General features: G+C 71.8%; 22 protein-coding genes and 1 tRNA gene. 11 read left to right on the forward strand and 12 right to left on the reverse strand.

The window, feature by feature from the left end; all coding sequences use genetic code 11:
* Positions 1-13 precede the first annotated feature (13 nt).
* Positions 14-325, forward strand: coding sequence for an ArsR/SmtB family transcription factor (locus ACQP1V_RS34445; RefSeq protein WP_433217710.1), 312 nt, complete (start codon positions 14-16; stop codon positions 323-325).
* Between the two features lie 39 nt (positions 326-364).
* Here ACQP1V_RS34445 and ACQP1V_RS34450 read toward each other — a convergent pair whose 3' ends face one another.
* From ACQP1V_RS34450 to ACQP1V_RS34475, 6 genes are all read right to left on the reverse strand, one after another.
* Positions 365-715: an MmcQ/YjbR family DNA-binding protein gene (locus ACQP1V_RS34450; RefSeq protein ID WP_433414522.1), complete on the reverse strand. Its 351-nt coding sequence runs from the start codon at positions 713-715 to the stop codon at positions 365-367.
* Between the two features lie 35 nt (positions 716-750).
* Complete coding sequence (locus ACQP1V_RS34455; RefSeq protein WP_433414524.1) at positions 751-1,257, reverse strand: MarR family winged helix-turn-helix transcriptional regulator; 507 nt, start codon at positions 1,255-1,257, stop codon at positions 751-753.
* Between the two features lie 69 nt (positions 1,258-1,326).
* Positions 1,327-1,512, reverse strand: a complete 186-nt coding sequence (locus ACQP1V_RS34460) for a YbdD/YjiX family protein (RefSeq protein WP_387413799.1) — start codon at positions 1,510-1,512, stop codon at positions 1,327-1,329.
* The gene (locus ACQP1V_RS34465; RefSeq protein WP_433414527.1) at positions 1,509-3,713 is read right to left on the reverse strand and encodes a carbon starvation CstA family protein; all 2,205 of its coding nucleotides are present in this window, start codon (positions 3,711-3,713) and stop codon (positions 1,509-1,511) included. Before ACQP1V_RS34465 ends, ACQP1V_RS34460 begins: the two co-directional genes overlap by 4 nt.
* A 153-nt stretch (positions 3,714-3,866) precedes the next feature.
* Positions 3,867-4,049 carry a hypothetical protein gene (locus tag ACQP1V_RS34470; RefSeq protein WP_433414529.1) on the reverse strand — a complete coding sequence of 61 codons (183 nt, stop codon included), beginning with the start codon at positions 4,047-4,049 and terminating at the stop codon, positions 3,867-3,869.
* A gap of 293 nt (positions 4,050-4,342) precedes the next feature.
* Positions 4,343-5,554 carry an alpha/beta hydrolase family protein gene (locus ACQP1V_RS34475; protein WP_433414531.1) on the reverse strand — a complete coding sequence of 404 codons (1,212 nt, stop codon included), beginning with the start codon at positions 5,552-5,554 and terminating at the stop codon, positions 4,343-4,345.
* A gap of 355 nt (positions 5,555-5,909) precedes the next feature.
* On the opposite strand from ACQP1V_RS34475, the gene ACQP1V_RS34480 reads away from it, so the two are divergent.
* The 8 genes from ACQP1V_RS34480 to ACQP1V_RS34515 all read left to right on the forward strand — a co-directional run bounded on the left by ACQP1V_RS34480 (position 5,910) and on the right by ACQP1V_RS34515 (position 14,150).
* A complete protein-coding gene (locus ACQP1V_RS34480) occupies positions 5,910-7,556 on the forward strand; it encodes an AMP-binding protein (protein WP_433414533.1) in 1,647 nt (548 codons plus the stop codon).
* A 177-nt stretch (positions 7,557-7,733) separates the two neighbouring features.
* Complete coding sequence (locus tag ACQP1V_RS34485; protein ID WP_433414535.1) at positions 7,734-8,198, forward strand: hypothetical protein; 465 nt, start codon at positions 7,734-7,736, stop codon at positions 8,196-8,198.
* Between the two features lie 245 nt (positions 8,199-8,443).
* The gene (gene secD, locus ACQP1V_RS34490; RefSeq protein WP_433414537.1) at positions 8,444-10,714 is read left to right on the forward strand and encodes a protein translocase subunit SecD; all 2,271 of its coding nucleotides are present in this window, start codon (positions 8,444-8,446) and stop codon (positions 10,712-10,714) included.
* A 106-nt stretch (positions 10,715-10,820) separates the two neighbouring features.
* Entirely contained in the window at positions 10,821-11,771 is a 951-nt protein-coding gene (locus tag ACQP1V_RS34495) for a helix-turn-helix domain-containing protein (protein WP_433414539.1), read from the forward strand.
* A 4-nt stretch (positions 11,772-11,775) separates the two neighbouring features.
* Positions 11,776-12,504 (forward strand): DUF433 domain-containing protein, encoded by a 729-nt coding sequence (locus tag ACQP1V_RS34500; protein WP_433414541.1) that lies wholly within the window; start codon positions 11,776-11,778, stop codon positions 12,502-12,504.
* Positions 12,501-12,983, forward strand: coding sequence for a hypothetical protein (locus tag ACQP1V_RS34505; RefSeq protein WP_433414543.1), 483 nt, complete (start codon positions 12,501-12,503; stop codon positions 12,981-12,983). The genes ACQP1V_RS34500 and ACQP1V_RS34505 overlap by 4 nt, the downstream gene beginning before the upstream one ends.
* Before the next feature lie 75 nt (positions 12,984-13,058).
* The gene (locus tag ACQP1V_RS34510; RefSeq protein WP_387413786.1) at positions 13,059-13,469 is read left to right on the forward strand and encodes a VOC family protein; all 411 of its coding nucleotides are present in this window, start codon (positions 13,059-13,061) and stop codon (positions 13,467-13,469) included.
* Between the two features lie 177 nt (positions 13,470-13,646).
* The gene (locus ACQP1V_RS34515; protein ID WP_387413784.1) at positions 13,647-14,150 is read left to right on the forward strand and encodes an HAD domain-containing protein; all 504 of its coding nucleotides are present in this window, start codon (positions 13,647-13,649) and stop codon (positions 14,148-14,150) included.
* A 12-nt stretch (positions 14,151-14,162) separates the two neighbouring features.
* On the opposite strand, the gene ACQP1V_RS34520 is transcribed toward ACQP1V_RS34515, so the two are convergent.
* Together ACQP1V_RS34520 and ACQP1V_RS34525 are read right to left on the reverse strand one after the other, a co-directional pair.
* Positions 14,163-14,939, reverse strand: coding sequence for a maleylpyruvate isomerase family mycothiol-dependent enzyme (locus ACQP1V_RS34520; protein ID WP_433414545.1), 777 nt, complete (start codon positions 14,937-14,939; stop codon positions 14,163-14,165).
* A gap of 50 nt (positions 14,940-14,989) precedes the next feature.
* On the reverse strand, positions 14,990-15,862 hold the full coding sequence (locus tag ACQP1V_RS34525) for a 1-aminocyclopropane-1-carboxylate deaminase/D-cysteine desulfhydrase (RefSeq protein WP_433414547.1): 873 nt from the start codon (positions 15,860-15,862) through the stop codon (positions 14,990-14,992).
* 72 nt (positions 15,863-15,934) lie between these two features.
* Here ACQP1V_RS34525 and galK point away from each other — a divergent pair, with 72 nt between their 5' ends.
* Entirely contained in the window at positions 15,935-17,056 is a 1,122-nt protein-coding gene (gene galK / locus ACQP1V_RS34530; protein ID WP_433414549.1) for a galactokinase, read from the forward strand.
* A 186-nt stretch (positions 17,057-17,242) separates the two neighbouring features.
* On the opposite strand, the gene ACQP1V_RS34535 is transcribed toward galK, so the two are convergent.
* On the reverse strand, positions 17,243-18,046 hold the full coding sequence (locus ACQP1V_RS34535) for an enoyl-CoA hydratase-related protein (protein WP_433414551.1): 804 nt from the start codon (positions 18,044-18,046) through the stop codon (positions 17,243-17,245).
* 127 nt (positions 18,047-18,173) lie between these two features.
* Positions 18,174-18,249, reverse strand: a tRNA-Asn gene (locus ACQP1V_RS34540).
* A gap of 155 nt (positions 18,250-18,404) precedes the next feature.
* Between ACQP1V_RS34540 and ACQP1V_RS34545 the strand changes: the two genes are divergently transcribed.
* Entirely contained in the window at positions 18,405-18,719 is a 315-nt protein-coding gene (locus ACQP1V_RS34545) for a hypothetical protein (RefSeq protein WP_067132459.1), read from the forward strand.
* Between the two features lie 56 nt (positions 18,720-18,775).
* Here the strand turns inward: ACQP1V_RS34545 and ACQP1V_RS34550 are convergent, their stop codons facing one another.
* Together ACQP1V_RS34550 and ACQP1V_RS34555 are read right to left on the reverse strand one after the other, a co-directional pair.
* Positions 18,776-19,300, reverse strand: coding sequence for a hypothetical protein (locus tag ACQP1V_RS34550; RefSeq protein WP_433414553.1), 525 nt, complete (start codon positions 19,298-19,300; stop codon positions 18,776-18,778).
* A 42-nt stretch (positions 19,301-19,342) separates the two neighbouring features.
* Entirely contained in the window at positions 19,343-20,587 is a 1,245-nt protein-coding gene (locus ACQP1V_RS34555; RefSeq protein WP_433414555.1) for an MGH1-like glycoside hydrolase domain-containing protein, read from the reverse strand.
* Positions 20,588-21,162: the final 575 nt, after the last annotated feature.

A 21,162-nucleotide genomic window follows, 5' to 3' on the forward strand; every position in this document is an offset into this window, starting at 1 on the left:
TATACTATCCCCCGTGGACGTTGAGGTGCTCCGGGCGCTGGCCCATCCGGTTCGGCTCGGGATCGTGCGCAGGCTCGCGGCCGAGCCCGACATCTGCGCGTGCGACTTCACCGACGAGTTCGCGGTGAGCCAGCCGACGATCTCCGCCCATCTCAAGGTGCTGCGCGAGGCCGGTCTGGTGCGTACGCGGCGCGAGGGCACCACCATCTGCTATTCGCTCGTGCCGGAAACGCTGGCCGGGGTCGCGTCCGAGATGCAGCGGCTCGCCGGCGCCGGGGGATCGGCGGCCGGACCCGCCGCCATGGCCCCGGCCGGGCACGCCTGACACATAGGCCGCACCCCTGCCCGCGAGGGCCGCGGACGACTACCGGACGACGACGCCGAGATGCGCGGCGGCCACACTCTTGGGGACGACCATGCGCCACGCCTCGACGACGATCTCCCGCATCTCGGCCCGGCCGACGGCGGCCGTGGTGAGTTCGACCCAGTTGAACCGCATGTCGGACGGGCGGGGCAGATGGAACTTCTCCGGCTCCGCCGCGACGAGCGCCGCGCGCTCCTCCTTCGGGAAGGCGAACCCCATCGTCGTCTCGTCGGCGGAGAAGGCGACGTAGACGATCCGGCCGACCCGGAACTTGATCCGGTCCCTGATCAGGTGCTCGGTGGTGCGCGGCAGCGCCAGCGCCACCTGGCGCACATCGTCCACAGTGATCATCTGTCGTCCGTCCTCTCCGGCCCGCCCCGCGCGGCTCACTCCGTAGCAGAGTGGCCGGGTGCGGGCGGCAGGTCCAGTCCGGACTCGGCGATGCGGTCCCGGAACGACATGCGCCGCAGCGCCTGTACGGCCTCCGCGAGCAAGTCGGCGAGGGGCATCGGCAGCTCGGCGTCGAGCCCTCGGGCGGCCGCCGCGGTCGCGGCCCACTCCGCCTCGATGACCGGCAGGATCTCGCGGGCCTGCGGGGTGAGGCTGACGATCCGCTGACGGGCGTCCGCGCCCGGTTCGAGCACGACCAGGCCGGAGCGGGCCAGCTGCGCCACGGTCTGGCTGGCGGCCGAGTGCGTCACGCCGACCTTCGCGGCCAGCTCACGGATGGACGCGGGCCCGTCGATCACCAGCACCCGGACGTACGGCGAGAAGCGGGGCCGGTAGCCCGGCAGGCCCAGCTCGTCGTAGACCTTCGCCACGTCGCCGTCGAGCAGCTCCAGCACGTGGCGCAGCAGGGTCCCGAGGGCGGCGTGTTCCGGCATCGTCTCCATAGGGCCAATGTAACAGCACTGTCACAACTACACCGAAGTCCGGCAACCGCCCCGCGCGAGATCCGCGCGTCAGCAGCACCGGGCGCCGGGGTCGGCGTCCCTCCGGTCGATCCGCAGCCGTTCGTACTCCCGCCGGGAGAGCGGCGGTGTGGACGCGTGGGCGCGGTGCCGTTCGAGGTACCGGTCGTACTCCGCCTCCCCGGTGACCTCCCGGACGTACCACCGGACGAAGCTCAGCAGGGAACGCGGCGTCACGGCGTCTGCGCCTCCTCGCCGTCGCGCCCGGCGGCGCCGGCCCCCGGACCCTCGGCCGCGCCCGCGTACGCCGGCGCGCGCCGCTCGGCGGCGGTGGAGAACAGCCCGGACGGCGCGACGATGCGCGACTCGACGTACGGCGCCTCGGCGGTCGGCAGCGGCTCCCGGGCGCGTACGGCCCGCACGCAGACGACCAGGGCGTTGCCGATGACCAGGAGGACGAGCAGCGCGAACATCGCGGCGAGCACGCCGTCGACGGTGGAGTTCACGACGACCGTGTGCATCTGGTCGAGGTTCTTGGCCGGGGGGAGGACCTTGCCCGCCGCCAGTGCGTCCGCGTACCGGGCCCGCTGGGCGAAGAAGCCGATCTTGGGGTCGTCGTGGAAGACCTTCTGCCAGCTCGCGGTCAGCGTCACCGCCACGTCCCACAGGAGCGGGACGGCGGTGACCCACGCCCACCGCAGCTTGCCCGACTTGATCAGGAGCGTGGTGCAGAGGGTCAGCGCGATGGCGGCGAGGAGCTGGTTGGCGATGCCGAACAGCGGGAAGAGCTGGTTGATCCCGCCCAGCGGGTCACTGACCCCGGAGTAAAGGAAGTAGCCCCAGGCGAGCACGACCAGTGCGCTGGTGCCCCACAGACCGGGCTTCCAGCTCACCCGCCCGATCGGCTTCCAGATGTTGCCGAGCGTGTCCTGCAGCATGAACCGGCCGACGCGGGTGCCCGCGTCCACGGTGGTCAGGATGAACAGCGCCTCGAACATGATCGCGAAGTGGTACCAGAACGCCTTGAACCCCGCCCCGCCGAAGATGCCGGAAAGGATCTCCGAGATCCCGACGGCGAGCGTGGGGGCGCCTCCGCTGCGCCCGATCACGGTCTGCTCCTCGACCGCCGCCGCGGCCGCCCGCAGGTCGTCCGGGGTGATGACGAATCCCAGCTTGCCCACCGCGGCCGCCGCGCTCTCGGCGGTGGTGCCGAGCAGCCCCGCGGGCGCGTTCATCGCGTAGTACAGGCCGGGTTCGAGGGCGGACGCGGCGATCAGCGCCATGATGGCGACGAACGACTCCGTCAGCATCGCGCCGTACCCGATCAGCCGGACCTGCGACTCCTTCTGGATCATCTTCGGCGTGGTGCCCGAGGCGATGAGCGCGTGGAAGCCCGACAGCGCGCCGCAGGCGATGGTGATGAACACGAACGGGAAGAGGGAGCCGGCGAAGACGGGCCCGTCGCCGTTGAACGCGAAGGACGTGACCGCCTCGTTCCGCAGGTGCGGGGCCGCGACGAGCACGCCGACGGCGAGCAGCCCGATCGTCCCCACCTTCATGAACGTCGAGAGGTAGTCGCGGGGGGCGAGCAGCAGCCAGACCGGGAGCACCGACGCGAAGAACCCGTAGACCACCAGGCAGACGACGAGGGTCTGCGGGCTGAGCGTGAACGCGCCGGCCAGCGGCGAGCCCTCGATCCAGCCGCCGCCCGCGATGGCCAGCAGGAGCAGCGCCACCCCGATCACGCTGGCCTCCATGACCCGGCCGGGACGCAGAACACGCAGGTAGATCCCCATGAAAAGGGCGATCGGGATGGTCATCGCGATGGAGAACGTGCCCCAGGGCGACGAGGCGAGGGCGTTCACCACGACCAGGGCGAGCACACCGAGCAGGATGATCATGATGGAGAAGACCGCGAGCAGCGCGGCGGCGCCGCCGACCGGGCCCACCTCCTCCCGGACCATCTGACCGAGGCTCTTGCCGTCCCGGCGCATCGAGAAGAACAGGGTCACCATGTCCTGGACCGCGCCGGCCAGGATGACACCGACGATGATCCAGATGGTCCCCGGCAGATAGCCCATCTGCGCGGCGAGCACCGGGCCGACCAGCGGGCCGGCGCCCGCGATGGCGGCGAAGTGGTGGCCGAACAGCACGCGGCGGTCCGTCGGCTGGAAGTCGACGCCGTTGTCGAGCCGCTCGGCGGGGGTGGCCCGGCGGTCGTCCACGCCGAGCACCCGGCGGGCGATGAAGCGGGAGTAGAAGCGGTACGCGATCGCGTACGAGCCGAGGGCGGCGGCCACCAGCCAGATGGCCGAGATCTTCTCGCCTCGGGACAGGGCGAGGACGCCCCAGGCCACCGCGCCCACCGCCGCGACGGCGGTCCACAGGAAGATGGATCTGGGCGTGGCTTTCGCGCCGGCGAGGCGGATTCTGGACATGGATGATCCTTCTGAAATCAGGGCAGGGCTGAACGCCGCGGAGATCGCCGGAAAAGATCGGATCAGCCTCCCGGGGGTTGAGGCGGAGCCGCTTTACCGTGCCGCACCCCTCCGCAATTACGGCATTACGGGCGGCGCGCGGCGCATTCACGATCAGCGCGCGTTCTGGCCATGCCCGCGCCGCGCGCGGTGGGCATGGCCGATCGCATTGATCACGTAATTGGTGGACACCGTTTTCTCGCCCGTCGCGATCAGCCCGGCCACCATGACCGTCCTGATCAGGACGGTCTCGGCGGGCCGATCGCGTCGCGACGCGTACGCGGCGACCATGAACACGACACTCCCCGGCACCCGGCAATCTGACACCAGAAGAAAGACCACATTCCGGACAAATGTGGCACATCGTGGGAATACCAAGGTACCCAAATGAGCACCGCCAAAGAAAACGCGGGGCAGACCTCAGCGGGAATCTTCCGCACCATCCGACACGGCTTCACCACTATTCCCGCGCGAATGTCCCGCGATCAGATGCGGGGCCGCGGACACCAGCGTTCTGGATTACCCCGTTTATCGGGGAAATTTCGCTCTACCGACCGAGGGCCCGGCGCAACATCCCGCCCCGGCGTCCGTCAGCGCCAGAACCTCGCCTCGGGATAGCGCCGGGACGGACGGTCGAGCAGCGACTGCGGCCGCCGGCGAAGGTGCTGGTCGAAGAAGGCGGCGACGTACTCGCGGGTGATCTCCACAGCGCGGGCGCCCTTCAGCGGGGTGCCGAGATCGACGCCGATCTGCTCCGAGAGACGGGAATAGTCGGTGAAGGACCCGTGGCCCGCTCCCTCGACGCTGAGCCAGCGCTTCCAGCCCGTCATGCGCTCGAAGGCGCGGTCCCACGTCGGGTCCTCTCCGGGGACACCGCCGCTCGCGCCCAGCATGAGGAACGGCCGGGAGAGCCCCTTCTTCGGGATCGGGACGAAGAACGTGCCGTCCATGTTGATCCCCGCGCGTACACGCGAGTCGTTGACCATGGTCCAGGACGTGCTGGCGCCGCCCAGCGAGTGCCCGGCCATGCCGATCCGGGAGCGGTCGATCAGCTCGCTCCCCTTCCAGACGGCATGGCGTCCGGTCAGCCGGTCCAGCACGAAGGAGACGTCCGCCTGCCGCCCCTTGGCCGCCTTCGCGCCGAACACCATAGGGTCCCCGGACGCACCGGGACAGGCCACGCAGGTCGCGGTACGCCCGCCCGGAAGGCTCGTGCCGAACGACTCGTAGGTGTGGTCGATCCCGGCGACGACGTACCCCCTGCTGGCCAGGTCCTCGGCCAGGGTCGTGAGCGACGAGCGGGGCCAGGTGAACCCCGGCGACAGCACCACAAGGGGAAGGCCGTTCCTGCGGCCGGTGGGCGCGGCGTCGGCGATCGCGTTCGTGCGGGTCCGGCTCAGCACGTCGCTGGGCACGCCGGTGATCTTCTGCTCCTTCAGCAGCAGCGTCGACTCCTCGGCGGTCATGTACGGCGCCCGCCGCCCGCCGGACGGCTTCGCCGGGTACCACAGCGAGACCATGAGCTCGCGCTTCTTCACCGACGGTACCCACGGGTCCGGGCGGGAGCCGTCCACCAGGTGCAGCGTGGTCGTGCCGACCCGGTGCGGGCCGGTCGGCCGGGGCAGTACCGGGGCCTGGGCGGCGCGCCGGGTCGTGGACGGGCTCGGTGCGGGGGTGGAGGCCGGGGCCGCGGAGGGCGCGGAGGGAACCGGCTCGGCGGCGCCGGCCGCCGTCGTGGACATCGCGAGCGCGACCGACGCGACGCCGGCGGCGAGCGCGCCACGGATGATCGTCTTTGACATGACCACGATGCTTCCGGCGCCCGGACGCGATCACCTCGGCCCTGGGATCCATCCGCTGGTGCGACTTTCGGGTCAGGCCGGAGTCGCGGTTACGCCCGGAATCGGAACGGCGGGTGCGTCCGGGGACCGACAACGCGCGGTCCGGGTCCCGGCGGCGTCGTCGTGGAGGGAGGTCCCACTGAGCGGGACATCAGGCCCACAAGATCACATACGGGCTGGTAATCGACTTGACGACCACCGAACCGGCCGGCCCGCCACAGCACGGCACGGGACGCCGCCCCAGCATGATCCCCCCCCGATCCCCCCGATCCACATGGCTGCGGATAAATCGCGATAACCCGCCAAGGAGACGCCAGTGCCCGAGGACACCAGCCAGCCCCTCCTCGCCGACGACCGTCCCGGCCGCCCGATCACGTTCGCCGAGCTGGTCGCGGCGCGGGCGGACGACGACCGGCCGGGGCTGAGGTTCGAGGACCGGAGCTGGAGCTGGCGGGAGGTCGTCGCCGAGGCCCGGCGGCGCGCCGGGATCGCCCGCGACCTGCGACGGCCCGGCCCCTGGCACATCGGCCTGTTCCTGGAGAACACCCCCGAGCACCTGTTCTGGCTGCTCGGCGCCGCCCTGGCCGGGGCGACCGTGGTCGGGGTCAACCCGACCCGCCGCGGCGCCGAACTGGCCCGTGACATCGACTTCACCGACTGCGGGCTCCTGGTCACCGAGACCGGGCGGCACGGCCTACTCGACGGCCTCGCGCTGAACTGCCGCGACCGGATCCTGACCGTCGACTCGGGCGAATACGCCGAGGCGCTGGCCGGGACCGCTCCCCTGGCCCCCGGCGGGGACGGGATCGCCCCCGGGGCGTACTTCTCGCTGATCTTCACCTCGGGGACCACGTCCGCGCCGAAGGCGGTGATCTGCAGCCAGGGCCGGCTCGGGCGGATCGCCCTCCAGCAGCGGCAGCGGCGGGGGCTCCGCCCCGACGACGTGTTCTACGTCGTGATGCCGATGTTCCACTCGAACGCCATCATGGCGGGCGTCGCGCCGGCCGTCGCCTCGGGCGGGTGCGTCGTGCTGCGGCGCAGGTTCTCCGCGTCCGCGTTCCTGCCCGACGTGCGCAAGTACGGCGTGACATTCTTCAACTACGTCGGCAAGCCGCTCAACTACATCCTCGCGGTGCCCGAGAAGCCCGACGACGCCGACAACCCGCTGCGCATCGCCTTCGGGAACGAGGCGGCCGACCGCGACATCGAGGAGTTCGCCCGGCGGTTCGGCTGCGCCGTCATCGACTCGTACGGCTCCAGCGAGGGCGAGGTGCGGCTGAACCGCGTACCGGGGACCCCGCCCGGCTCCCTGGGGGTGGCCGAGGCGGGCACCGTCGTCGTCGATCCGGAGACGCTGCGGGAGTGCCCGCGCGCGGAGTTCGACGAGGCGGGCGTCCTCCTCAACGCCGACGAAGCGATCGGAGAGATCGTCAACACGGTCGGGGTCGCCGCCTTCGAGGGCTACTACAAGAACCCCGAGGCCACCGTGGCCCGGGTGCGGAACGGCTGGGTGTGGTCGGGCGACCTCGCCTACCGCGACGCCGCGGGCTTCTGGTACTTCGCCGGGCGGAACGGCGACTGGCTCCGCGTGGACGGGGAGAACTTCGCCGCCGCCCCGGTCGAGCGGCTGCTCGCCCGATTCGAGGCGTTCGCCGACGTCGCCGTCTACGCCGTGCCCGACCCCGTGGTGGGCGACCAGGTGATGGCCGCGGTCGTGCTCGCCGACGGCCACGCCTTCGACCCGGAGAGCTTCGCCGGGTTCCTCGCCCGCCAGCCGGACCTCGGCACCAAGTGGGCGCCCCGGTACGTCCGGATCACCGGCGAACTGCCGCGCACCGCCACCAGCAAGGTGGTCAAGCGGCCGCTGCGCGACGAGGGGTGGCACACCGCCGACCCCGTGTTCGTACGGCACGGCACGCCCCCGTCCTACCGCCTCCTCGAATCCGCTCCCCCGGAGCAATGACCGGCTGACCTCTCACCGGCCACAGATAAAGCCGCAGATAAAACCGCAGATAAAACTGATGGACAAGGGACGAGAACGGAACAGCCACAGCGGCCTCCGCGGCGGCGTTGCGGCTCTCTGCCACTCGTGGCCCTGATTAGTCTGACCGGAACATCTACCTGGGGGAGGAGGGGAGCCGTGCGCCAGCGACCACCGCTCCTCGCCGGGCCCGCGAGATGGCTGATCTGTCTGATCTTGCCGCTCCTGGTCAGCGGCGTCCCGGCAGCGGGTGTGCTCGGCGCGCTCCCCCAGGCCGCCGTCGCGGCCACGTCCGCGTCCTCCGTCCTCTCCCCCGCGAAGTCGCGCACCGCCGCATTCCACGCCGCCGAGCCGGACGACCACGCCTCGGCCTCTCCCCACTCGAGTCCCGACCCGAACGACCACACCCCGCCCCCGCACGATCTTTCCCGCCGGCCGCACAAGGCGGTCATCGGAGCGAACCGCGGCATCACGGGAGCGGGTCAGACTGCCGTGCTCGCCGACCGGCGCCGTCCCACGACGGCGCCGGCGCGCATCGACGCCGCGCCGTCGTCCGACGGCAGAGCGGACCCGCTGGCCGCCCCCGGCGTCTCTCCCGGGCGCGCGCCACCCATCACAGGCTGAGAGCGACCACCACCCGCTCTCGATCCCGGTATGCCCGCGCGCCCTCGTCGCGCGACGATCTCCGATCGGTGAACGCCGACGCTCCGGCTCCCCGCGCCGTCCACGACGCGGGTGAGCGTCACGCCGGTCCGCCCCGCCCTGGTCCCGCGCGGCCGTTCGCGTACCCGGCGCGGCGTGTCCCGATGCCGGTATGCCTGCACGCGCCCTGCGCGGCGCGTCATCCCACTCCGCCTGTGGAGGCTCTCATGTCGCGTGCCCCCGTGGTACGCGCGTTGGCGGCGCTCGCCGTCATCGCGACATCGCTCGTCCTCGCTCTCACCATGTCGCCGCGTCTCGGTCTCGACCTGCGCGGCGGCACCCAGCTCGTCTTCGAAACCCGGGACTCGCCCACGACCAAGGCCGACGCCGAGGCGACCGACCGGGCCCTGGAGGTGCTCCGCCGCCGCACGGACGCGCTCGGGGTCGCCGAACCCACGCTCGCCCGCTCCGGCGAGCGCCGCATCATCGTCGAGCTGCCCGGCGTGCTCGACCCGCGCAAGGCCGCCGAGACCATCGGCACGACCGCGCAGCTCGCCTTCCACCCCGTGCTCGACCATCCGGACGACTCGGCCAAGCCCAAGGAAGGCGAGCGGATCCTTCCCGACGAGGACGGTCACAAGCTGCTCCTCGGCCCGGCCGGGCTGACCGGCGCCGCGGTCGGCGACGCCAGGGCCGGGATCGACCCCGAGCGCGCCAGCGGATGGTTCGTCTCGCTCGACTTCCGCGACAACCGCCCCTGGGAGAAGCTGACCGGCCAGGCCGCCTGCGCTCCGGCCGGCGACCCCAAGCGCCGGATCGCCATCGTCCTCGACGACGAGGTCATCTCCTCGCCCCAGGTGATCAACAGCGTGCCGTGCAACGTCGGCATCACCGGCGGGAAGACCGAGATCAGCGGATCCTTCACCACCGAAGAGGCGCAGAACCTCGCCATGCTCGTCAAGGGCGGCGCCCTGCCGGTGCCGGTGGAGATCGTCGAGCAGCGGACGGTCGGCCCGACCCTCGGCGCCGCCGCCATCGAGGCGAGTGCCAAGGCCGCGATCATCGGCGTGGCGCTCACGGCGATCTTCCTCGTCCTGGCGTACCGGCTGGTCGGGCTCCTGGCCACGATCGCCCTGGGATGCTACGCGCTGATCTCCTACGCCGCCCTGGTCGCGGTCGGCGCCACGCTCACCCTGCCCGGCCTCGCCGGCTTCGTGCTCGCCATCGGCATGGCCGTCGACGCCAACGTGCTGGTCTTCGAACGCGCCAGGGAGGAGTACACCGAGGCCCCGGACAAGGGGCTGCGTCCCGCGCTGCTGAAGGGGTTCCACCACGCGTGGAGCGCCATCGCCGACTCCAACATCACCACGCTGCTCGCGGCCGGACTGCTGTTCTTCCTCGCCTCCGGTCCCGTGCGCGGCTTCGGCGTGACGCTCTCCCTCGGTGTGCTGGCCTCGCTCGTGTCCGCGATGCTGATCACGCGGGTGCTGGCCCAGTGGGCCGTCGGGCGGCATGCCGTCGGCTCGCGTCCCCTTCTGTCCGGGCTCGGCTCGGTGGGCCGCCTCCGGACCTGGCTGACGAAGAAGGACCCCGACCTCATGCGGCGCGGCCGGCTCTGGCTCGCCATCGGCGGCACGGTCGCCGCCGTCGCGCTCGCCGGGGTGTTCGTACGCGGGCTCGAGTTCGGGGTGGAGTTCACCGGCGGCCGCATCGCCGACTACTCCACGTCCGCTCCGGCGAACGTCGACACCGCGCGGCAGGCCGTCTCGGACGCCGGTTTCCCGAGCGCGGTCGTCCAGCGATCGGACGGCGGCCTCACCGTCAGAACCGGCCAGATCACCGCGGACGACGCGGCGAAGATCGAGTCGGCGCTGGAGAGCGTGGCCGGGCCGATCACCAAGCTGCGTGACGAACTGGTCGGGCCGAGCCTCGGAGACGAGCTGCGGCGCAACGCCCTCATCGCGCTCGGCGTGGCCCTCGCCGCGCAGCTCGCGTACCTGGCGTTCCGCTTCCGCTGGTCCTTCGGCACAGCGGCGGTGCTCGCGCTGGCGGTGGACGTGGCGGTCGTGGTCGGCGCGTTCGCCTGGATGGGCAAGCAGGTCGACGGCGTGTTCCTGGCCTCGGTGCTCACGATCATCGGATACTCCGTGAACGACAAGGTCGTGGTCTTCGACCGGGTACGCGAGATGTGGGGCGCATCGCCCAAGACGCCCTTCGCGCGGATCGTCAGCACCGCCGTGGTGCAGACGGTGCCGCGTACGGTGAACACGGGCCTCGGCGCGCTGTTCATCCTGGCCGCGCTCGCGCTGCTCGGCGGCGACTCGCTCACCGACTTCGCGGTCGCGCTGCTGATCGGCGTCGTGGTGGGCACGCTCTCGTCCGCCTTCGTGGCGGCTCCGCTCTCCGTCGAGTTCGAGCGGCGCAGCTCGGCGCCTCCGCCGCAGCCGGCGAAGAAGCGCGCCTCCCCCTCGCGCCAGGGCTCGGGCGCGGTCGTCTGAGCCGGCGACCCCCGGGTCGGCGGGACGCCCCCGCCGACCCGGGCGCTCAAAACGGCGCTCCCCCAATTCAGCGCATCGGTAGAACTGGCGGGAGAGAATGGACACCATGGCTGATCCGGACATCGGCCGCCCGACGGCCGAGTTCGTAAGAAAGCGTCCCGCACCGCCGTTGCGCGGATTCGTCGCCGACTACATCGGTTATCGCGAGGCCGGCGTTCCCCCGGCCCGGCACCGGGGGCTGCCCTCGCCGTACCTCACGCTGATCGTCACGCTCGACGACCCGCTCGTGGTGGACGCGCATCCCGACCCGCTGGCCGCGCCCGGCACGTACGACACCCTCGTCGGCGGCCTGCACACCACACCCGCGCTGATCAGTCACGACGGCCGCCAGTCGGGCGTCCAGCTCGCCCTCACGCCGCTGGGCGCGAAAGCGCTGCTCGGCGTACCCGCCGGAGAGCTGTCCGGCGCCGACCTCGACGGAACGGACGTCCTCGGCGGCGCCGCGGACGAGCTGCGCGAGCGCCTCCTGGAGGCGACCGGGTGGCCCGAGCGCTTCGCCGTTCTCGACACGATGCTCACCAGGCTGTCCGGCTCGGCGCCGGAACCGGGAGCGGGCCCCGGTCGCGGACGGCGGCCGGGAAGCGGCACGAAGACCGCCCTGCCCGCCGAGGTCGCGTGGGCGTGGCGGCGGCTGCTGGAGACCGGAGGCGGGCTCGGCGTGTCCGACCTGGCCCGCGAAGTCGGGTGGAGCACGCGCTACCTGAGACGGCGCTTCCGGGAGGAGATCGGCCTCGGCCCCAAGGAGGCGGCCCGGGTGGTGCGGTTCGACCGTGCCCGCCGTACGCTGCAGCGCCAGGCCGCGGCAGGCTCCTCTGCCACCCTCGCCACGCTCGCGGCGTCCTTCGGCTACTACGACCAGGCCCATCTCGCCCGCGAGTTCGGGGTGCTCGCCGGATGCTCCCCGAGCCGCTGGCTCGACGAGGAGTCCCAGAGCTTCACAGCCGGCTCCCCCACCGCCGATCGCCCCACCTGCCGATCACCCACTGCACTACGCTGATCACATGCCGTACGCGAAGCCCGACGACGTCAGGTTCACCATGCCGCTCTACACGGCGTCGGAAGCGGCGCGCTACCTCGACGTACGCGACACCACGTTCCGCCGATGGGTCAGGGGATACCGCCGGGAGGTCGCCGGTCGTCCGCCCGTCCAAGGCGCTCCCCTGATCACGGATCTGCCGTCCGCCGGCCCTGGCCGGCCCTCGATCCCGTTCATCGGCCTCGCCGAAGGCATGTTCCTCTCCGCGCTGCGCAAGGCGGGCATGCCGCTCCAGCAGATCCGCCCCGCCCTTGAACTCGTTCGCACGCGGATTGGCGTCGAGCACGCACTCGCCTCACGGAAGCTCTACGTGGCCGGCGCCCAGTTGCTGTGGGAGGTCAGCGCGGAGGGCGAGATCGACGAGGACGCCCGGCACAGCGCCCGCGACCTCATCGTGCTCAAAGACGATCAATACGTCTTCCGCCAGATCATCGAGCAGTATCTCCGGCAGATCACCTACGACGACGAGTACGCCCGCAGGATCCTCCTTCCCGGCTACGAGGTGGCCGAGATCGCCGCCGACCCCTCCACCAATTTCGGCAAGCCGTACTTCACTCAGAGCGGCACACCTCTGTACGTCGTGCAGGGCATGCTGAGGGCGGGCGAAGAGATCGAAGACGTCGCACACGACTTCGATCTGCCCGTCGACCAGGTCACCGAGGTGGCGCAGCGGGAGGGGCTCCTGGCCGCGTGAGCGCGAATGCCCTTCCCCCTCTTCGGCTCTTCCTCGACCGCAGCACACAGGGCCGACGCTTCACCGATGCCGTACGGCTGCTCGTCGAGGACGTGGAGACCATCAACGATCGGTACGGCACCAAGCCCGCCGAGACCGTTCCCGACACCGAGTGGATCGTGGACGCCAGCTTCGACGGTCGCATCCTGATCGGCGCCGACCGCAACATCGTCCGTAACCCGCTCGAACGTCACGCGATCTGCCTCTGCGCTGCGCGCTACGTCGTCTTCGGCAACAACAACATGACCATGCGCGCCATGACCCAGTTCTTCGAGCGGCATCTCCCCGAGATCCATCGGCTCGCAACCGTCCCCGGGCCCTGGGTACACCGGCTCGCCCTGCACGGTCTCGACCGTCTCACCCTCGACTGCTTCGGCTGGGGTCCGCGGGCGGTCGCGGGCGTTTCGGAAGCCGACGCCCGCTTCCCGGAGTTCTCCTGACGGCAGAGCCGGCGGCTCGCTGAGGAATTCCGAAACGTCCAAGCCCGGGCGGGGGTGCGGCTGGAGACTGGCGGCATGACGGACAACACACCGGCACCCCAGGTCTGGCCCACGCTGCGCGCGCGTGACGCGCGCGGCCTCATCCGCTTCCTCGTCGACGCGTTCGGCTTCGAGGAGACCGCCGTGTACGGCGAGGGCGAGCGGGTCGATCACGCCCAGCTCTCGTGGCCTCTAGGCGGCGGCATCATGCTGGGCTCGGACCGGGACACGCCGGGCGACAAGTGGTCGCTGCAGCCCGGCACCTTCGGTGCGTACGTCGTCACGGACGATCCGGACGCGCTCTACGCGCGGGCGACGGCGGCGGGCGCGCACGTCCTCCAGGAACCGCAGGACACGGACTACGGCTCGCGCGAGTTCGCGGTCCGCGATCCGGAGGACAACCTCTGGTCGTTCGGCACCTACCGCGGAGAGCCGCGCAAGGGGTGAGCGCGCGGGACCCGAGCCGGCAGGCCACCGGGGCGGCGGTGCGCGACGTCGATCGCGCGCGCCGCCGCCCCGGTCAGCACAAATCTCACAAAACTCCCACAAATGACTTATGTCCCAGGAGTGGCCGTTTGAGTAGCGTGTACTGGTCGCGCAGTACCGGCCGTCCTGGAGGAGATCGTGACGACGTCCGCCCGTCCCCTGGTGCTGCTCGACGTGGACGGGGTGCTCAACCCGTTCCACCGCCCCTCCTCCCGATTCGCCAGGCATGAGTGCGTTGTGGACGGCCTCACGTACCAGGTGCTGCTCGACGAACGGCACGGCGCGGAGCTGCGCGACCTGGCCGAGAACACCGGCGCCGAGCTGGTCTGGGCCACCACCTGGGAGGAGAACGCCAACGAGGAGATCGGCCCGCGTCTCGGCCTGCCCCGGCTCCCCGTGATCGAGGTGACCACGGGAGCGCGCGCCGCCGACGGCCCGCTCTTCAAGACGGGGCCGGTCGCCGAGTATGTCCGGGGCCGCCCGTTCGTGTGGTTCGACGACGAACTCACGCCCGCCGACTGGGAGTACCTGACCGGCCACCCGGACGTCGGCGAGTTCCTCCTGATCGAGGTCGACCCCCGGAGCGGGCTGTCCGGATGCGACATCGACCGCGCCCGGGACTGGCTGGCCGCCCGCCCCTGAACCCGGGGTCCCTCAGATCGGCGTGTTCTCCAGCCAGCGGGCGAGCAGGGTCTCGTCGCCGAAGACCTCGAACCTGCCGCCGTCCGGCCGCAGCCGCCCGTACATGAGCAGCAGCAGGTGGCTCGCCGTTCCGCGCACCGCGACCGTGCCCTTGCCGTGTCCGCGCGCCCACGTGAACCCCTCGGGCCCGAGGGTGATCATCCACTCGCCGTCGGCGTCCGTCGCGTGCAGGTGCAGCGTCTCGCCGTCGCCCCGCAGCGTCGCGAGCCGCTCCGCGATCCACTCGGCGTACGGCAGGATGCCGAGGAACTCGTCCACGCCGTCGATCGCGGTCGCCGCGTCGATCTCCGGCTCGTGCCCCAGCGCCAGCTCGGCGTCGGCGAGGTGGACCACCAGTTCGTGCAGCATCCGCCGGGACCAGAAGGCCGCCCGGTGATCGCCGCCCCAGGACCAGACCGGCGTGCCGGCCGGGGTGGCGCGCAGGGTGGCGAGGAGCCGCTCGGCCCCGTCCGCGAGCCATGCCGCGGGGTCGTCGCCCTCGCGCAGCCGGTCCATCGGCACGTCGCGGGACGTGACCCGCTCAGGGGCGCGGGTGCGCACCAGATGCTCCGCCCAGCGCTGGGTGATCCCCACGTGCCTGGCCAGCTTGGCGATCGTCCAGCCGGGGCAGGTGGGCACGGGAGCGGCCGGGTCGGCCTCCGCGACCAGCGCGACCAGCCGGGCCGCGTCCGCCTCGATCGCGGCGCAGTACTCCTCATGGGACCGGTCGCCGTAGACCAACTCAGTCATGTCGCCGACCGTACCCCTCCCGTCCGGGAAGCGGTACGGCCCCGCCCCGGTCAACCGGTGATCAGGGCGACGACGACCGTGCCGGGCGCGAGCTCGCCCGCCAGCGCGTAGATCCCGTACATCATCTTGGCGACGTAGACGAGGTCGAGGCGGAGGCCGTGCCGCGCCGTGAAGTCCTCGGCGAACGCGCGCAGCTCGGGCGTGGCCCGCGCGTAGCCGCCGAAGTGGAAGCCGCACTCGACCCGCCAGTTGTCCGTCACCCGGCCGAGCGCCTCACGCTGGAGCCGGGCGACCTCTCCGCCCAGGAACTCGCCGCCCTTCAGCACCGAGAAGCCGACCGCCTTCCGGCCGGGGGCGAGCCCGGCCGCGAGGCCCGCGAGGGTGCCGCCGGTGCCGACCGGGCAGCAGACCAGGTCATACCGCCCGCCGAGCTGCGCGTCCAGCTCCGGCGCGATCTCGGCGCACCCGCGTACGGCGGCCGCGTTGCTGCCTCCCTCGGGCAGGAGGCGGAACTCGCCGAACTCGGCGCGCAGCGCGTCGATCACCTCGGGGGTGTGCTTGCGCCGGTACGCCGACCGGTCCAGGTAGGTCAGCCGCATCCCCTGTTCCACCGCGTACGCCAGGGAGGGGTTGAGGGGCAGGTGCTCCTCGCCGCGGATCACGCCGATGGTCGCGAACCCGTAGCGCGCCCCGGCCGCCGCGACGGCCCTGATGTGGTTGGAGTACGCCCCGCCGAACGTGAGCACCGGGCCGGGTCCCAGGTTGTACTTCAGCTTGCGCCACTTGTTGCCGGGGATGTCGGGGTGGATCAGGTCGTCGCGCTTGAGCAGCAACCGGACCCCTTTGAGGCGCTCGTCGAGCACCTCCTCGATCGGCGAGGAGATCCGCGCCGCCGGCGCCTCCAGACCTGCCGCGACTTCCATATCGTCAAGGCTGGCACAGGTGCGGGGACTCGCTACCCTACGTTCAGGCCGTTTGTTGAGGAGTGTTTGATTATGCGGATTCTTGAGGCTTTCCGTGCGGCGTACGGTGACGAGCCCACGGGGGTCTGGCACGCGCCGGGGCGGGTCAACCTGATCGGCGAGCACACCGACTACAACGATGGCCTTGTGCTGCCCTTCGCCGTCCCGTGGGGTGTGACCGCCGCAGTCAGCCCCCGCGCGGACGGCGTCGTACGGCTCGCGTCGCTCCAGGCGCCCGGCGAGGAGCAGACGGTCGAGGACCTCGACCGGGCGCACGGCTGGGCCCGGTACCCGGCGGGTGTCGTGTGGGCGCTGCGCGAGGCGGGTCATCGGGTCGGCGGCGCGGACATCATGATCGACGGCGATGTCCCCCGAGGAGCCGGGCTGTCGTCGAGCGCCGCACTGGAGGTCGCCGTCGCGGTCGCCCTCGACGACCTGTACGGCCTGGCCCTCCCGAGGATCGAGCTGGCGAAGATCGCGCAGCGGGCCGAGAACGCCTTCGTCGGGATGCCGTGCGGGATCATGGACCAGGCGGCGTCGGCGCTCGGCGAGGAGGGGCGCGCGCTGTTCCTCGACTGCCGCACGCTGGGCAGCCGGACCGTGCCGCTCGACCTGGCCGCGAACGGCCTGCGGCTGCTGATCATCAATACGGGCGTCTACCACGAGCTGGCCGACGGGCAGTACGCGAAGCGCCGCCAGGACTGCGAGAACGCCGCCAAGCGGCTCGGCGTGCCCGCGCTCAGGGACGTCACCGACCTGGCCGGGGCGCTGGCGCGGCTGAGCGGCGACGAGCGCCGGCGCACCCAGCACGTGGTCACCGAGAACCACCGGGTCGAGGCGCTGATCGGCCTGCTGCGGGCGGGCGCCGTACGCGAAATCGGCGCGCTCCTGAACGCCTCCCACTTGTCGCTGCGCGACCAGTTCGAGGTGTCGTGCCCCGAGTTGGACACGGCCGTCGAGGCGGCGGTCAGGGGCGGCGCGCGCGGGGCCAGGATGACCGGCGGCGGCTTCGGCGGCTCCGCCATCGCGCTCGTCCCGGAAGAGCGCCTGGCGGCGGTCCGCGACGAGGTGCTGCGGTCCTACCAGGCGCGCGGCTGGGCCGCCCCCACGTTCCTGGAGGCCGTCCCCGCGCCCGGCGCCCGCCGCCTCCGCTGAGGACGGCCGGAGCCCGCGCGAGCGGCCCTCACAGCGCCCGCAAGCCCGGCGCGCGGTCACAGCGCGCCCGCAAGCCCGGCGCGCGGTCACAGCGCGCCCGGGAAGTCCCGGAGGTCCCGGCGGGCGGCCAGAGGGGCCGGGAAGCCCCGGAGGGTGGTCACAGCGCGCCCGGAAGTCGGCAGGCGGTCAGAGTGGCCGGAAGCCCGGCGCCCGGCGCTCCAGGAAGCTGGCCACACCCTCGGCGAAATCGGGCTGCCCGAACGACTCTCGCATCAGCATGACCGCCCGGTCCCGCGACTCGTCGAGCCCCCGCTCCCAGTCGTCCCACACCTGCCGCTTGATGACCGCCATCGACGCGGGCGAGCTGTGCGTTGCCAGCTCCTCCGCGTACGCGAGGGCCTCGTCGAGCACCCGCTCCCCCGGTACGGCACGGCACGCCAGCCCCAGCGCGTACGCCTCCGAGCCGGGGAACGTGCGGCCGGAGAGCAGGAGCTCCATCGCCCGGGCCTGTCCGGCGAGCTTGGGCAGGATCCAGGCCAGGCCGTACTCGGCGATGAGGCCGCGCCGGGAGAACGCGGTGGTCCATTTGGCGTCCTCGGCGGTGAACACGAGGTCGCAGACGAGGGCGTAGACCATCCCGAGCCCGGCGCAGGCGCCGTTCACCGCGGCGATGACCGGCTTGCGGAGGGTGATCGGGAAAGTGGTGGGCCGGGGGTCGAGCTCGAACCCGGGCCCGTCCGGTACCTCGCCCGCGCCCACGGCGGCGAGCGCCTGGAAGTCGGCCCCGGCGCAGAACCCCTTCCCCGCGCCGGTGACCACGACGACCCGTACGGAGGGGTCGCGGTCGGCCTCCTCAAGGAGATCGAAATAGCGCCGCCCCAGATCGGGAGTCCAGGCGTTCAACCGCTCCGGCCGGTTGAACGTCAGGATCCGCACGGCGCCACGGCTCTCGGACAGCACCAGGTCGTGGTTCTCGGACAGCATCGGCATGTCGACCTCCCTGCGCAGAACTATGTTCTACACCAGTGTGAGGTGGTCGATCGACCTCGGGGACGCCGGATCGGGCCGGAAAACGCCGCGAGGCCGGGTGATCTTTTGATCACCCGGCCTCGGCCGATGGCTCCCGCGATAGGACTCGAACCTATAACCTGCCGGTTAACAGCCGGCTGCTCTGCCGATTGAGCTACACGGGATTGGAGCTTTGCTCCGCCTTTCGGGCCTTTCGGCCTTCCTTGCGGCGCGGAACTAGATTAGCGCACTCCGAGGGGTTCTTGTCACATCGGTTGCGCTTGGATAGAGCGTGGCCCCCAGGGTAGGAGGCCGGAGACATTGAGTGGGGAGGTGGAAGATGCGCTACAAGGCGATGTTCGCCGCCGGACTGGCCATCGGTTACGTCCTTGGCACTCGGGCCGGGCGGGAGCGGTACGAGGAGATCAAGCGCCTGGCACAGCGGGTGGCGGATAACCCGACGATCCAGGAGGCTGCGGGCCTGGTGGGCGCCCAGGCGGCCCGAGTCGCGGACAAGGCCAAAAGCGTGATGGGCGACAAGTTCAGCGGCAAGGTCCCGTTCATGCGCAGGCCCGAGACCGAGCACGAGCCCAAGGAATGGATGGCGGAGCGAGTGCCCAGCGGGGCCGGCTGGCCCGACCCCGGAACAACCTGATCCGGCCGTCCCGTCCGCGTGTCGCGCGCCGGCCGCTCTCCCCGACCGCCGGCGCCTCAGACGCCGAGGCTGCGGCGCACCTCCTCGAGCGCCTGCTCGGCGAGGGCGCGCAGTCCCGGGTCGTCCGCGTCGAGGCCGGGGTCGAAGGCGAAGTCCCAGCGCGGCTGATCGGAGCCGGGCACCCGCCGGGCGACCAGCCGCACCCCTCCTCGCGCGTCGAGTGTCACGTGCCTGCTCGCCACGATCGACGAGGTGACCCGCTCGCGGATCGTCTCCGGCAGCAGGCCGGGCTCGGGCAGCGCCACCGCGTGGGTCTCGCCGTCCGTCATGACGACGATGAGGCCGTTCTCGTCCCATGTGGCCTTGTCCACCAGATGCCAGGGCAGCCGCGTACCGCCGGGCAGGTGCAGGGCCAGCGTCGTGGCGACCGCGTATCCCCCGCCGTCCGCGGTGCGCGCGTGACTCAGTAGCCGCTCGCCCGGTTCCAGGGCCAGGGCCGTACGCACCTCGGAGGGCAGGCGGGTGCCCAGGAGGGCTCCGGCGAGACCGGAGAGCGCGCGGGAGAACGAGGATCCAGCCAAGGGGCACCGCCCGACAATCGCGACAATGGCTACAGCGGCAGGCTATCTCCCGAGCAGATCGAGGGTGAGCGCGGCCGACCAGGAGAAGTCCCGGCACCCGTGCCCGGTGCCGTCGAAGGGGTCGAAGCACTCGCGGAACCCGCCCTGCCGGACCAGCCGCAGCGTGCTCGCGACGAGGATCTCGCTCAGCCGGTCGAGGCCGTGCGCGGCGGCCGCCTGGGCGAGCAGCCAGTTGGTGCTGATCCAGGACGGGCCGCGCCAATACTGGCCGCGGTCGAACTCCTGCGCCCTGATGTCGCAGCTCGGCACGGGATATCCGGCCGCGCCCATGAAACTGGCCGACTCCAGGAGTGAGGTCAGCGCCTCGACGACGTGCCGGGGCAGCCCGGGGTCGAGCATGGGACCGAAGCCTCCGATGGTGCAGACCGGGACCAGCCGCCCGGCGCGGACGTCCCGGGCGTAGAAGGCGCCGTCCCACAGCCGGTCGAGCAGCGCGGCCCTGATCCGCGCGGCGGCCTCCAGGAAGGGCTCGGGGTCGGCGCCGACGACCTCGGACGCCAGCCGCGCCATCGCGTCGCAGGACAGCAGCCAGATGCCGTTGAACAGCGGGTCCTCGACCGCGAACGGGTGCTCGTCCCGGTAGTAGGACGACGCGTAGCCATGGTCCCGGCAGAGCACCGCGAGCCGGAAGTACCGGTCGTGGTAGCCGTCCCCGCACCGGCCCGCCTGCGACGCCGCCAGCGGCTCGTCCCAGGCGGGGCTGTCGTCCATGCCGGACTCCCAGGGGTGGACGATCGCGGCCAGCCCCGCCCCTCCGGCGTCCCTGGTCTCCAGGTACGCGTGCTGGGCCACGAGGGACGGCCAGGCCAGCCGGACGAACCGGGCGGCGAGGTCGCGGTCGGCGGCCTGCCGCCAGACCCGCCAGACGGCGTACGCGTGCAGGGGCGGCTGGGTGAGGCCCGAGGTGTGCGTGCCGAGCGGGGCGTCCGGGGCCTCCGCCGAGCGCCACATGGACGGCCCGGGGAAGTAGCCGCCGGCGTGGTGGAAGACGATGTGCGGGATCATCCCGGTACGCCACTGGCCGGCGAGCAGCGAGAGCAGCTCCTGCCCGGCCCGCGCGGCGTCGTGCCGGGCGAGGCCGATCGCCACGAACGCCGAGTCCAGGCTCCATTGATGGGGATAGACGCCGGGCGCGGGCACGGTGGAGACGCCCGTCCAGTTCGCGTCGAGGACGGCCAGGGAGGCCCGCCCGAGCGCGGCGTCGTCAACAGCAGGACGCCCCTCCATCGATCCAGATTAATCCCCTAAAGCCGGAAAATCACTGGATATGGCGGGGCCGGATTCGTCAGCCGCTCGCGTGCGCCGGGGCCGGGGCACGAGCCGCCTGCCGGGGGGCACACGCCCCGCGACGCTCTGAGCGGCGGCGAAGGCCGTGGCCGATCCTTCGCCGCCACCCGGAAGGGCAGGTCACACCGCCGGAACCGGTGCGCGCCAAGAAGCCCGGAAGCGGGGTGAAATGCCCTCTGCATCAAGCATGGGGATATTAACTGACTTTCTTGACATGTAGCCACACCGGATTGATGAGTTATATAACCCATACACGGCAAATGCGGCATTTGATGCTCAATGTCGGCATAGTCCGCATCGCGGAGCGCCGGCGACGCACCGAGTGTCCGGCGTCCGCCTGCCGGGGTTCGGCACCAGGTCGCGAGCACAGCCGCCTGGTCTCTTCTCCGGAGCGGGCCGGCCTCCGGACGTACTGGAGACCGGCCCCGCACGCGGCTCATCGAGCCGGACAACGGATCCGGCCACCCGGACGGCCGGGCCGGCCGGGCCGAACGGCCCTGGCCCGGCGGAGACCG

This window comes from Microtetraspora malaysiensis, assembly GCF_050947145.1.
GTDB classification, from domain to species: domain Bacteria; phylum Actinomycetota; class Actinomycetes; order Streptosporangiales; family Streptosporangiaceae; genus Microtetraspora_A; species Microtetraspora_A malaysiensis.

Coding starts and splice junctions, on each gene's coding strand:
- ACQP1V_RS34450 (WP_433414522.1), bottom strand. CDS start 715: ATGATCACTGTGGACGATGTGCGCCAGGTGGCGCTGGCGCTGCCGCGC.
- ACQP1V_RS34455 (WP_433414524.1), bottom strand. CDS start 1,257: ATGGAGACGATGCCGGAACACGCCGCCCTCGGGACCCTGCTGCGCCAC.
- ACQP1V_RS34465 (WP_433414527.1), bottom strand. CDS start 3,713: ATGTCCAGAATCCGCCTCGCCGGCGCGAAAGCCACGCCCAGATCCATC.
- ACQP1V_RS34475 (WP_433414531.1), bottom strand. CDS start 5,554: ATGTCAAAGACGATCATCCGTGGCGCGCTCGCCGCCGGCGTCGCGTCG.
- secD (WP_433414537.1), top strand. CDS start 8,444: ATGTCGCGTGCCCCCGTGGTACGCGCGTTGGCGGCGCTCGCCGTCATC.
- ACQP1V_RS34495 (WP_433414539.1), top strand. CDS start 10,821: ATGGCTGATCCGGACATCGGCCGCCCGACGGCCGAGTTCGTAAGAAAG.
- ACQP1V_RS34500 (WP_433414541.1), top strand. CDS start 11,776: ATGCCGTACGCGAAGCCCGACGACGTCAGGTTCACCATGCCGCTCTAC.
- ACQP1V_RS34510 (WP_387413786.1), top strand. CDS start 13,059: ATGACGGACAACACACCGGCACCCCAGGTCTGGCCCACGCTGCGCGCG.
- ACQP1V_RS34520 (WP_433414545.1), bottom strand. CDS start 14,939: ATGACTGAGTTGGTCTACGGCGACCGGTCCCATGAGGAGTACTGCGCC.
- ACQP1V_RS34525 (WP_433414547.1), bottom strand. CDS start 15,862: ATGGAAGTCGCGGCAGGTCTGGAGGCGCCGGCGGCGCGGATCTCCTCG.
- galK (WP_433414549.1), top strand. CDS start 15,935: ATGCGGATTCTTGAGGCTTTCCGTGCGGCGTACGGTGACGAGCCCACG.
- ACQP1V_RS34535 (WP_433414551.1), bottom strand. CDS start 18,046: ATGCCGATGCTGTCCGAGAACCACGACCTGGTGCTGTCCGAGAGCCGT.
- ACQP1V_RS34545 (WP_067132459.1), top strand. CDS start 18,405: ATGCGCTACAAGGCGATGTTCGCCGCCGGACTGGCCATCGGTTACGTC.
- ACQP1V_RS34555 (WP_433414555.1), bottom strand. CDS start 20,587: ATGGAGGGGCGTCCTGCTGTTGACGACGCCGCGCTCGGGCGGGCCTCC.